This window comes from Xanthobacter sediminis (assembly GCF_043195015.1).
Lineage (GTDB): Bacteria > Pseudomonadota > Alphaproteobacteria > Rhizobiales > Xanthobacteraceae > Xanthobacter.
In genome coordinates, this window is sequence record NZ_JBAFWH010000016.1 from 58,379 (window position 1) to 69,502 (window position 11,124).

The 11,124-nt window shown below is 68.0% G+C and carries 9 protein-coding genes; 1 reads left to right on the forward strand and 8 read right to left on the reverse strand.

The window, feature by feature from the left end:
- Positions 1-100: 100 nt before the first annotated feature.
- A complete protein-coding gene (locus V5F61_RS17700) occupies positions 101-1,513 on the reverse strand; it encodes an LLM class flavin-dependent oxidoreductase (RefSeq protein WP_393989084.1) in 1,413 nt (470 codons plus the stop codon).
- A gap of 680 nt (positions 1,514-2,193) precedes the next feature.
- Here V5F61_RS17700 and V5F61_RS17705 point away from each other — a divergent pair.
- Positions 2,194-3,039 (forward strand): transporter, encoded by an 846-nt coding sequence (locus V5F61_RS17705; RefSeq protein ID WP_394104062.1) that lies wholly within the window; start codon positions 2,194-2,196, stop codon positions 3,037-3,039.
- A gap of 94 nt (positions 3,040-3,133) precedes the next feature.
- Here the strand turns inward: V5F61_RS17705 and V5F61_RS17710 are convergent, their stop codons facing one another.
- The 7 genes from V5F61_RS17710 to V5F61_RS17740 form a co-directional block, all read right to left on the reverse strand.
- Positions 3,134-3,892: an ABC transporter ATP-binding protein gene (locus tag V5F61_RS17710; RefSeq protein WP_393989086.1), complete on the reverse strand. Its 759-nt coding sequence runs from the start codon at positions 3,890-3,892 to the stop codon at positions 3,134-3,136.
- Positions 3,893-3,924: 32 nt separating this feature from the next.
- Positions 3,925-5,253, reverse strand: a complete 1,329-nt coding sequence (locus tag V5F61_RS17715; RefSeq protein ID WP_393989087.1) for an ABC transporter substrate-binding protein — start codon at positions 5,251-5,253, stop codon at positions 3,925-3,927.
- Between the two features lie 22 nt (positions 5,254-5,275).
- Complete coding sequence (locus V5F61_RS17720; RefSeq protein ID WP_393989088.1) at positions 5,276-6,316, reverse strand: branched-chain amino acid ABC transporter permease; 1,041 nt, start codon at positions 6,314-6,316, stop codon at positions 5,276-5,278.
- Positions 6,317-6,319: 3 nt separating this feature from the next.
- Positions 6,320-7,216 carry a branched-chain amino acid ABC transporter permease gene (locus V5F61_RS17725; protein WP_393989089.1) on the reverse strand — a complete coding sequence of 299 codons (897 nt, stop codon included), beginning with the start codon at positions 7,214-7,216 and terminating at the stop codon, positions 6,320-6,322.
- Positions 7,216-8,061 carry an ABC transporter ATP-binding protein gene (locus V5F61_RS17730; protein WP_393989090.1) on the reverse strand — a complete coding sequence of 282 codons (846 nt, stop codon included), beginning with the start codon at positions 8,059-8,061 and terminating at the stop codon, positions 7,216-7,218. The genes V5F61_RS17725 and V5F61_RS17730 overlap by 1 nt, the downstream gene beginning before the upstream one ends.
- 358 nt (positions 8,062-8,419) lie before the next feature.
- A complete protein-coding gene (locus V5F61_RS17735; RefSeq protein ID WP_393989091.1) occupies positions 8,420-9,880 on the reverse strand; it encodes an FAD/NAD(P)-binding protein in 1,461 nt (486 codons plus the stop codon).
- 264 nt (positions 9,881-10,144) lie between these two features.
- A complete protein-coding gene (locus tag V5F61_RS17740) occupies positions 10,145-10,990 on the reverse strand; it encodes an amidohydrolase family protein (RefSeq protein WP_393989092.1) in 846 nt (281 codons plus the stop codon).
- Positions 10,991-11,124: the final 134 nt, after the last annotated feature.

Sequence of the window (11,124 nt, forward strand, 5' to 3'; positions counted from 1 at the left end):
GCCAGGGTCTTGGCCGCCCGGCATGGCGTTGGTCGAAGCAACGGCCGATGGACGCACGCCCTGAAAATGCCGGGCGCCACGCTTGCAGGCCCAGGGGGCGTCAGGCGCCTGCCGCGCGCGGCAGGCTCTGCGCCGCCTCTTCGCGCTTCACCCGCTCGATGTCGCGATAGCGTGCGGCCGGGTGGGTCTGTGGCAGGTAGGGTCCCTCGCCGAACAGCTTCTCGCGCAAGGTGCCCTCGCGATAGGCGGTGGGGTAGACGCCGCGCTTCTGCAGCTCCGGCACCACATGGCCGATCACGTCGGCGAAGGTCTCGTGCGCGACCGCGTAGGCGAGGTTGAAGCCGTCGATATCCGTCTCCTCCACCCATTGCTGGAGGAGGTCGGCGACCGTTGACGCCGAGCCCACGAACAGCGGCCCCATGCCGCCGATGCCGCCCCACTTCGCCAATTCCTCGATGGTCCACACCTTCTCGCCTTCCGCGAGGTGCTCCACGGTGGAGATGATGGCGTTGGTCTCCACTTTCCGCACCGTGTCGGTGGGGGCATAGCGGCCGAAGTCGATGCCGGTCCAGCCGGACATCAGCACCAGCGCCCCGTCGTAGGAGGCGTGGCGCACATAGTCCTCATACTTGGCGCGCGCCTTGGCGTCGGTCTCGTCCACGATGATCGTGGCCATGGCGTAGATCAGGATCTTCTTCGGGTCACGGCCGTGGGCTGCGGCGCGCTCGCGGATTTCCCGCACATAGGCCGCCGTCGCCGACTTGAGCGGGGTCGAGATGAACACGCATTCGGCGTGGCCAGCGGCGAACTGCTTGCCCGCGCCGGAGGCGCCGGCCTGGAACAGCACCGGCGTGCGCTGCGGGGAGGGCTCGCACAAATGATATCCGGGCACCTCGAAATACTTGCCCTTGTGGCCGATCTCGTGGATTTTCGAGGGGTCCGCGAAGATACCCCGCGCGCGATCCCGCAGCACGGCGCCGTCCTCCCAGCTCCCCTCCAGGAGCTTGTAGAGCACTTCGACATATTCCTGCGCGACATCGTAACGGTTGTCGTGCCGGCGCAGGCCGCCCTGGCCGATGTTCTTCGCGCCGCTTTCCAGATAGGAGGTCACGATGTTCCAGCCGACCCGGCCGCGGGTGTGATGGTCGGCGGTGGAAAGCCGGCGCGCGAAAGTATAGGGATGCTCGAAGCTGGTGGAGGCGGTGATGCCGATGCCGATATGCTTGGTCGCCTGGGCGATGGGATTGGCGAGCTGGAGCGGATCGTTCACTGGAATCTGGACGCCCTGCAGCAAGGCGTTATCGAGATTGCCCTTGTAGACGTCGTAGTACCCGATGACATCGGCGATGAAAATGGCCTCGAAGAAGCCAGTTTCGAGCAAGCGCGCTAGATCGGTCCAGTAATCGAGGGTGTTGTAATCCCAAGAGCGGTCGCGCGGATGGCGCCACAGGCCGGGGGATTGGTGCCCTACGCAATTCATCTCGAAGGCATTGAAACGAATGGTCTTGGCCATGAATGGCTCCGGTATGAAGGCGCGAATGCATGTTCGCGGCGTATCCCCGCCAAGAGCGTGACAGGACGATGCAGCTTTCATCGCGCCGCTGGACAGGCTGAAGCCATGATTTTTATGAGAGATGTCGCGTGAGGGGCAATGGAGTGTATTTTTCTTTTTCAATTGTGTAATGGAATATTATTTCCCCAACTTATCGCCCACCAAATTTTTGGTGAGAGCGTTCTGCCATCCCGTGGTCGAAGGACAGCATGTATGTGGCGGGGGCGAGCCTGCGGGGGCCGTCGTTCCGGCCTCTGTCTCGCTGCATTTTACCCTCGCTTCGAAATATTTTTTGAAAATCTGAATGTATGAAAATAACTTTTCATACCGTACCGAAAATTGGAAATACTGAACTCTCGCCGCGCGATAGCCCTTCTCACTACACTTGCCGCCTGGGTCTTTCCCGGCGAGCAATCCGCCGGGCCCTTCCAACAACCAAGCTCGACCGCTGTCCGGTGACCCATCCGGGCGCGCGAAGGAGTGCTGCCGTGAATGACCATGAATTTCGGAGTGCGCGCCCCTCTGGCTCCCGTGAGCTGGCCGTTCCAGAGGCCGATGCGCGTTGCTCCCGCGGCAGCGCAGGGCTGCGGGCTGCCGCAGGGCGCCGGTTGCGTGCCGCGGCGCTTCTCGGCGCGGCTCTCGTGCTGCCGATCGGCGCGGACAGCGCCTTTGCCATCGACATCAACTCGGCCGATTACGTGCCGGCGCCCGCAGGGGCCAATCTCCTGCTCTTCTACAGCCAGTACGCGACCCGCAGCGAGTTCGTGAATACGAACGGGACGACGATATCTCAGAATACAAGTCTCGATTCCTACGTGGATATCCTGCGCTACGTCCACTACTTCGACGTTGCCGGCTTCCGGGTCGCGGCGCAGACCCTGGTGCCCGCGGGCACGCTCTACAACGGGCGCCTCTCGGGCGCGAATCTTGATTCCGCCGCAGGTTTTGCCGACCCGATCTTTTCCGGAGTGCTCTGGCTCATCAACAACAAGGAAAGCGAAAGCTATGTCGCGGTTGCGCCGTATCTTTACGCGCCGCTCGGCCAGTATGATTCCAGCCAGGCGCTGAACATGGGCGAGAACCGCTGGAAGCTGGACCTGCAGGGCGCCTGGTACCAGGGGTTCGGCAACGGCATCGCGCTGCAGATCGCGGGCGACGTCATCTGGTACGGGTCCAACGACGAGGCGGGTGGCGGATACCAGACGCTGACCCAGGACAATACCTATCAGCTTCAGGTTTGGCTGTCCTACGCCTTCGCGCCGACATGGTCGGCGGCGGTGGGCTATTCCGGATTCTGGGGCGGCACCGAATATCTTTCAGGCATTCCCACCGGCAATGCCACGGAGCGCGACCAGCTGCGGTTCGAGCTTTCGAAGTTCATCACACCGACTTTCCAGGTGCTGGGGCTGGTGCAGCGCGATTTCAACACGTCAGGCGGTTTCCCGGAGGACTTCCGAGGCACGCTGCGCCTGCTGCAGGTGTTCTGAGCCGCGGTTACCGAAGGACTGCCGCACCCTGCAGGGTACGGCAGTCCTTCGCATCTTTCGTGGCGTATCCGATTGGGCCGCTCGGTGGCGGATCTCAAGCGTGGGCTGCCACCTTGCCCCCCAGGTACCGGTCGCGGATGTCGTCGCGCCCGGCCAGCTCCGCGGCTGGGCCGGAAAGCGTGCTGCGGCCGTTCTCGATGACGGTGGCATGGTGGGCGTGTCGCAGCGCGATGGAGGAGTTCTGCTCGGCCACCAGCAGGGTGGTGCCCATCTCCCGGTTGAGACGGCTCAGTGCCGCGAAGATCTCGGCCACCACCAGCGGGGCAAGCCCCATGGAGGGCTCGTCCAGCACGAACAGGCGGGGCGCGGCCATCAGCCCGCGGCCGATGGCGGCCATCTGCTGCTCGCCGCCGGAGGTGAGGCCGGCGGCGATGCGCCGGCGCTCCTTGAGGCGCGGAAACAGGTCGTAGACCAGCTCCAGGCCCCGCGCCACCTCGCGCCGGCCGAACCCGCGCCCGACCGCGCCGGCCACGAGATTCTCTTCCACGCTTAGTGTCTTGAAACAGCGCCGGCCTTCCAGAACCGGCACCAGGCCCCGGCGGATGTGTTCCGCCGGGCTGTGGGTGGTCACGTCGCGGCCGTCGAACAGGATGCGGCCGGAGACGATGCGCCCGCCTTCGGCCGGCAGCAGGTTCGACACCGCCTTGAGCAGGGTGGTCTTGCCGGCGCCATTCGCGCCCAGCAGCGCGGCGAACGCGCCGGGGCGGACATCGAGGCTGACCCCGTGCAACGCGACGATGGCGCCGTCATAGGCGACGGCAACGTCCTCGAACGCCAAAAGGGCGGTCATCATGTCCTCCCGATCAGGCGTGCCGCCTGCGATCATTACTTCGCGTTGACGATGTCCACGTCCGCCTCGGTGCGGATCTTGAGGCCCTTTTCCTTGGCATAGGCCTGCGAGGACTTCTCGATGATCGGCCGCAGGAGGGCCCAGTCGGGCGCGATCCAGTCCGAGACCACGTTCCACTTCTTGCCGTCCCACTGCTGGAAGGTCACGTAGCCTTCGCCCTCGTGGTTGTCCCAGGTGACGTTGATGGAGTGGAACAGGTTCTCGGCGCCGAGCTGCTTCACCCGCTCCGGGGTCAGCCTCAGATGCTCGAAACCCCAGCGCACCTCGTCGCCGGTGAGGGCGCGGTGGCCGAACTTCTCCTGGGCGATGCGCACCGCCTCCACGTTCAGGATGCCGTTGACCACGCCGAGGTTGTGATAGACGGTGCCGATGCGCCCGCGGTCCGAGAGGTTGCCGAGGCCCTTGTCGTAGAGGCGCGCGGCGATCTCCTTCAGCACCGGGTAGTCGTGGCCCGAGGCCTGGGTGGTGAGGGCGGTGTAGCCCACCGCCGCCTCGCCGGCGGGCTGCACGTCCTCCTCGGAATTGGACCAGACGTTGCCGATGATCTTGCTGGCGGGGAAGCCGTTGCGCTGGGCGGTGGTGAGCGCCACCGGGTTCATCACGCCCCAGCCGCGTAGCACCACATAGTCCGGCCGCTCGCGGCGGATCTGCAGCCATTGCGCCTGCTGCTCGTTGCCGGGGTGCGGCACCTCGATCTGCTGCAGCTTGAAGCCGTATTTCTGGGCCAGCAGCTCATAGATGGGGATCGTCTCCTTGCCGTAGGGCGAGCCGTGGTAGAGCACCACGATCTTCTTGCCCTTCAGGCCGTCCGGCCCGCCTTCCTTCGCGGCGATGAAGTTGATGATGCCCGAGCTTTCCGAATAGGGGTTCATCAGCAGCGGAAAGGCATAGGGAAACACGCGCCCGTCGGTGGTGTCGGTGCGGCCGTGGTCGATGGTGACGAGGGGGGTCTTGTCCTTGGTGATGCCGTCCAGCATCGCATAGGCGATGCCCACCGACAGCGGGTTCCAGGCCGCGACGCCGGGGTTCGACTTCAGGCGCTGGTAGACCTCGACGCCCTTCTCCACCTCATATTCGGTCTCGCCCTCGGACCAGGTGAGCTTCACGCCGTTCACGCCGCCGTCGCGGACATTGATGAGGTTCATGTAGTCGATGAAGCCGCCGAAGAAGCCCGAGCCTGGCGCCGCATAGGGGCCGACGCGGAAGCTCTGCAGCGGGAAATACTGCTCGTCGGCGTGCGCCGGGAGACCGCCCAGCAGGGTGGCCGCCAGAAGCGCGGGCGCGATGCGTTTGAAGAAGGACATGGGGGATCTCCGTTGACGATGGTCAGCCGCGCCTGAGCCACGCCCGGGCCCGCGCGGTGGCGCGCCCGAGGATGGCCGAGAGGCCGTTCGGCTCCGCGATGAGGAAGAGGATGATGACGACGCCGAGCACCACGCGCTCGACCAGCTTGATGACGCCGGCGTCGATGAGGCCCTCGAAGGCAAACGACGAGGCGCGGGCGAGCAGCAGGGGGAACACCACGATCAGCGCCGCGCCGAGGAACGCGCCGCGGATGGTGGCCAGCCCGCCGATGATGATGATGAACAGCACCTGGAACGAGCGGTCGAGATTGAAGCCCGCCGGCTCCACCGTGCGCAGGTAGGCGTAGGCCCAGATCACGCCGGCGATGCCGATGATGGCGGAGGAGATGGCGAAGGCGGCGAGCTTGGTGCGCAGCACCGGCACGCCGATCACCTTCGCTGCCGTCTCGTCGTCGCGCACCGCGATGAGGTTCACGCCCTCGCGGCTGCGGACGATGCGGTGAACCAGGACGGTGATGGCCGCCACCACCGTCAGCGCGAACAGGTAGCGCCCCTGCGGACTGTCGAGATCGATCCCCAGAAGGCTCAGCCGCGGCGCCGCCACGACGCCGGAGGCGCTGTCGTTGGAGAACCAGCTGAACTTGGTGAGCGCCCATTGCACGAAGAACTGCGCGGCGAGCGTCGAGACCGCGAGGTAGAAGCCGCGCAGGCGCAGGCTGGGCAGGCCGAACACCACCCCGATGGCCGCCGCCGTGAGGGCCGCGAGCACCATGGACGGCAGCAGCGGCAGCGCCAGCCGGAGCTGGAAATTGTAGGCCGCGAACGCGCCCACCGCCATGAAGGCCGCCGAGCCGAGCGAGAGCTGCCCGCCGTAGCCCGTGAGCAGGTTGAGCCCGAGCCCCGCCAGGGAGAGGGCCAGGAACGGCAGCAGGATGGCCTCGATCACGTAGGGCGTGGCGGCGAGAGGCACGGCCACGAAGGCCAGCGCCAGCAGGCCCAGCACGCCGAGGGCGGGCGCGGTGAGGCGCGGGCGCGCGGCCGGAAGGTCGGCGATGAGCGACATGGATCAGTACCTCTCCGCGAGCCGGCGGCCGAACAGGCCCGACGGCCGCACCAACAGCACCACCAGCGCCACCGCATAGGCGAACCAGCTCTCGATGCCGCCGCCCACGAAGGGACCGAGATAGACCTCGGCGAGCTTCTCGGAGGCGCCGATCAGCAGGCCGGCCACGATCGCCCCGAGGACGGAATCGAAGCCGCCCAGCACCAGCACCGGCAGCGCCTTCAGCACCACCAGCGAGAGCGAGAATTGCACTCCGAGCCGTGCGCCCCACAAAAGCCCCGCCACCAGCGCGACGAAGCCCGCCGCCGTCCACACCGTGCCCTGGATGCGGCCCAGGCGGAGCCCGATGGCGATGGCGGCGAAGGTGTCGTCGGCCACGGCGCGGAACGACAGCCCAGTGCGGGTGAAGCTGAAGAAGGCGGTGAGGACCGCCACCATGGCGGCGGCGATGCCGGCGGCCACGAGATCGAAGGTGGAGATGAAGATGCCGCCCACCTCGAACGGCGCGTTGGAGATGCCGAGGTCGAGCCGGTGCACCTGGGTGCCCCAGACAAGCTGCGCCAGCCCCTCGATGACGTAGCTGAGGCCCAGCGTGGCCATGAACAGCGTCATGGGCGAGCGGTTGCTCAGCGGCCGCAGCACCGTGCGCTCGATGGCGAAGCCGAGGGCGGCCATGACGATGAGCGTCACCACGATGGCGGCCCAGAACGGCACTTGCCGCTCCACCAGGCTGACGAAGGTGAGCGCCGCGAACAGCACCATGGCGCCCTGGGCGAAATTCAGCACGCCCGAGGTCTTGTAGATGAGCACGAAGCCGATCGCGACCAGTGCGTACATCACCCCCGACAGCAGGCCGCCGACCGCGACCTCCACGGCGAACAGCAGGTCGCTTGCGTCCATCACGCGGCCTCCGCGCCGAGATAGGCCCGGATGACCTCGGGGTCGCGGCGCACCTCCGCCGGCGTGCCGTCGGCGATGCGCACCCCGTGGTCGAGCACCGCGATCCGGTCCGAGAGGCCCATGACCACGCCGATGTCGTGTTCGATGAGGATGACGGCGAGGCCGAGCCGGTCGCGCGCCGCGCGGATGTGCCCGGCCATCTCCTGCTTCTCCGTCACGGTGAGGCCGGCCATGGGCTCATCGAGCATCACCAGCCGCGGCTCCGCCACCAGCGCGCGGGCGAGGTCCACCTGCTTCTTAAGGCCGTAGGGCAGGGTGGAAACGAGGCGCTCCAGCACCGGTGTGAGCCCGAGGACGGCCGCGATGGCGGCCACCCGCTCGTCCTCGGCCGTCTGCTCGCGGCGCGCGGGCGCAAGGCCCAGCACCTGCGCCGCGAGCCCGGAGCGGCGGCGGAAGGCGAGGCCGGAGGCGATGTTCTCCGCCACTGTGAGGCCGCCGAAAAGGGCGAGGTTTTGAAACGTGCGCGCTACGCCGAGCCGCGCCAGACGCTGCGGCGGCACGCGCGTGAAGGCCTCCCCGGCGATGCGGACGATGCCGGCATCGGCACGGTAGAGGCCGCTGATGACGTTTACGAGCGAGGACTTGCCCGCGCCGTTGGGGCCGATGATGGCCCGGATTTCCCCCGGCGCCACCTCGAACGACACGTCGCGCAGGGCATGGATGCCGCCGAAGCTCAGGCTGATGCCGTCCAGGGCGAGGGCGGGAGCCGGGCTTTTCGCCGGCCCGGCAGGCGTGGCGGCGCCTGCCGGCACGCGCGCGGCCGGGTGCGCGATGGTGTTCGACATGATGATCTCCAGATTGCGGCAGGTCGCCCGCGCGTCGTCACGCCTGCCGGAGTTCGCGCTGCCCGCAGGCGCGTGGCGCCGCCGGCGAGAGAGGGGCGAATGCCGCCTGTGGGTGGGGCGCGGCCGCGGAGATCGGGGAAGGCATTACGAACTCATAAATAGATATTTTCTATTTATTTTATCGCATAAAGTAATGCGCTGCTTCCATTCCAAATCCCGTGCGTGCGGGAGAAGAAAAATCCCCGTGACGACTGCCCGGCGCACGGTCTGTGCCCCGGCTCCTGACGGGAAGAGTGGGTGATGCGGGCCTGCGAGCGTGGCAGCGCGCCTGCTGCGATCCGCTGGGACGCTCCCGACCTCAGGCTGAAAGAGCACCGGGAGCATGTGTGACCGCCGCCGCCAGGCGCGCGGCGATGGCTTCGGCCCAGGCGGTCACCTCGGGCACGCCCATCAGCTCTCCGACCGCTCCGCGCGCGAGAGGCCCGGCGACGAGCAGGTTCGGCTGCGCCACGCCGTGGCGATCGAGCAACTGCCCCTCCGGGGAGGTCCAGACCCCGAGCGCCAGGGGGTCGGCCTGGAGCAGCCCTTGCCGGGCGAGATCCGCCAGCACCGGATTGGCCGCGATGACCGATCCGTGGGCCGGCCCGGTGGCCACCACCACCCGCTCCACCTCCAGGTGCCGGCCGCCGCCGCCGCGCAGCGCGATATCGAGCGTGATGGCATCGGGATGGGGCTGCGCGGCCGTGAGCCGGCCCGCCAGCGGCTCAAGCCGGCCGGCCGCGATTTCCGCCTGCAGGATGTCATGGGTCTGCGGTGCGATGCGGAAGCGATGGATGTCCCAGAGCCCCCGCAGGTGGCGCACCACCCGCCGCCGCTCGGGCCAGGGCAGGGCGGCCCACACCTTGGGCCCCTGCTCGCGCAGCCGGTCGAAGAGGGCGTGCCATGTGAGGCCGGACCGGGCGTCCTGGTCGAGGCCCCGCCGCACCCGCCTGAGGAGGCCGAGGGCCCGTTCCTCCTGCCGGTGGGTGAAGTCGGCGGAGGTGGGCGCCTGCGCCGGGCCATGGGGCTGCGAGCGGCGGCCGTGCCGGGACAGCATGAAGATGCGCCCCGAATGCCCGCGCTGGTGCAGGGTCGCCACCACATCGGCGCCGGTCAGGCCCGAGCCGAGGATCAGCACGCGGTCCGCCGGGCCGATGGCGGTGAGGGCGTCCGGCCCATAGGCGTCTGCCACCAGCCGTGGATCGCCCCGCAACGACGATAGCGTGCCGGGAATGGTCGGTGCCGGGTGGGCCACCGCCAGCACCACCTGGCCGGCCGCGATCTCCCCGCCGTCGTCGAGCGTGATGCGGTAGCCATGGGGGCCCGGACGCACGCCGGTGGCGCGCGCCCGCACATGCGCGATGCGGCCGCTGGCGAGCCAGGGGCGCAGATGATCCGCCACATAGCGGCCGAAGACCTCGCGCGGCACGAAGGCATCGCCGTCGGCGGGCTTCGTGGCGCCCGGCAGCGGGCCCGGTCCCCCGGGGGATTGCAGCCAGCTTTGGAAATGCAGCGGGTCCGTGGTGTCGATGGTCATCTTCCGCGCTGGCACGTTCAGGCGGTGGTCCGGATCGGGGGTCGAATAGGCGAGCCCGCGCCCGAGCTCCTCCCGCGGCTCGATGACGATGATGCGGACGTCGGCGGCCTGGGTTCTGCGCGCCAGATGCCACGCCACGACCGAGCCGGAAAGGCCGCCGCCGATGATGGCGATGGCGGGACGCTCGCCGCCCGCAGGTTGCGCGGAGGCCGTTGGAACCTTTGTCCGCTCGGAGGAACTCATGTGCCTGCCCCTGCGCTGAGCGCATTCTCGCGCAAGCGGATCGCCGCTTCGCGCGCGGAAGATACGTGGCCTTGGGAAGCCGGAAGGGTGTCGCCTTCCCCGGCTTCGGCCAATGGGAGAACTCCGGGACCCGGACAAGGCTGATCCGCCGCGCCGGTTTTGGCTAGAGCGTCTTCCGCTCGCACGGACTCACGGCAAGCGCCCTAAGCTTTGCATCGCGCGTTTCTTCAAGCGAACCGGTGTCCACTTCGCTTGAAAACGCTTCTACAGGCCGAGGAGGCGGGCGGCGTTGTCGTGGAAGAGCCGCGGCAGGAGCTCCTCGCGGAAGCCGATGTTGCGGAAGTCGTCGATGGTCTGGGCGATGGGGCGGAAGGGATAGGAGGAGCCGAACAGGAACTGGTCGGCGAGGAAGCCGTTCACGGCGTCCACATAGGTCTGCGTGCCCGGCTGGAACAGGTACATGTCCGGGATGAGGAACACGTTCTCGTGCCGGAAGGCGACGCCGACGACCTGCTGCACGTTGGGCCAGGAGCCGTGGTACACGGCGATCTTCAGGCGCGGGAACAGCCGCGCCACGTTGCCCACCGCCGCCGGATCATTGAAGCGCGGATCGGGCGTGGTCGGCCCGCTCATCAGGAACAGTGGTACACCGAGGCCGGAGAGCAACTCGTAGAGCGGGAAGTACACCGGGTCGTCCGCATGGCGGGCGGGATCGCCGAAGCCGGGCTCCAGGTCGATGCCCCGGAGCCCCAGCACCTTGATCGCGCGCTCGGCCTCGTCGAGCGCGGCGCGTTCGCCCTGGAGCACCGGATCGACCGCGCCGATCCCCTCCAGCAGCGGCGAGGCGGAGACGATCTGGTGGATGGTGTCGTTCGGCAGGTGCTGCCCCGGCGTGTGGCGGCCCACCACCACCGCCTTCGCGAGGCCGGCGTCGCGCACCTCGTCGAGGAAACCCTCGGGGGTCGCCGAGCGGGTGAAATGGGTGTCGGCGCCCCGCGTGCCCACGCGCCGGTTGAGCCAGCGGGCGGTCTCGAATTCCGCGGTGCCCGGGGTCCTGCCGAAGAAATCGTGCAGGTAGGCCGGGCGGCAGCGCATGTCGATGATCTGCATGATTGGGCTCAGCTTGCTGCGGATTGGCGGAGGGCTCGGATGTCGAAGGCGCCGCCGGTCTGTGTGCCCTGCTTGGTGACGGCGGCCTTGCCGAGGCGGGGGAACACCAGCTCGGCGAAGCGGATGGATTCCTC

Excerpts from the sequence above, each read along its gene's own strand:
- V5F61_RS17700 (WP_393989084.1), bottom strand. The coding sequence starts at position 1,513 with ATGGCCAAGACCATTCGTTTCAATGCCTTCGAGATGAATTGCGTAGGG.
- V5F61_RS17710 (WP_393989086.1), bottom strand. The coding sequence starts at position 3,892 with ATGATGACCGCCCTTTTGGCGTTCGAGGACGTTGCCGTCGCCTATGAC.
- V5F61_RS17715 (WP_393989087.1), bottom strand. The coding sequence starts at position 5,253 with ATGTCCTTCTTCAAACGCATCGCGCCCGCGCTTCTGGCGGCCACCCTG.
- V5F61_RS17720 (WP_393989088.1), bottom strand. The coding sequence starts at position 6,316 with ATGTCGCTCATCGCCGACCTTCCGGCCGCGCGCCCGCGCCTCACCGCG.
- V5F61_RS17725 (WP_393989089.1), bottom strand. The coding sequence starts at position 7,216 with ATGGACGCAAGCGACCTGCTGTTCGCCGTGGAGGTCGCGGTCGGCGGC.
- V5F61_RS17730 (WP_393989090.1), bottom strand. The coding sequence starts at position 8,061 with ATGTCGAACACCATCGCGCACCCGGCCGCGCGCGTGCCGGCAGGCGCC.
- V5F61_RS17735 (WP_393989091.1), bottom strand. The coding sequence starts at position 9,880 with ATGAGTTCCTCCGAGCGGACAAAGGTTCCAACGGCCTCCGCGCAACCT.
- V5F61_RS17740 (WP_393989092.1), bottom strand. The coding sequence starts at position 10,990 with ATGCAGATCATCGACATGCGCTGCCGCCCGGCCTACCTGCACGATTTC.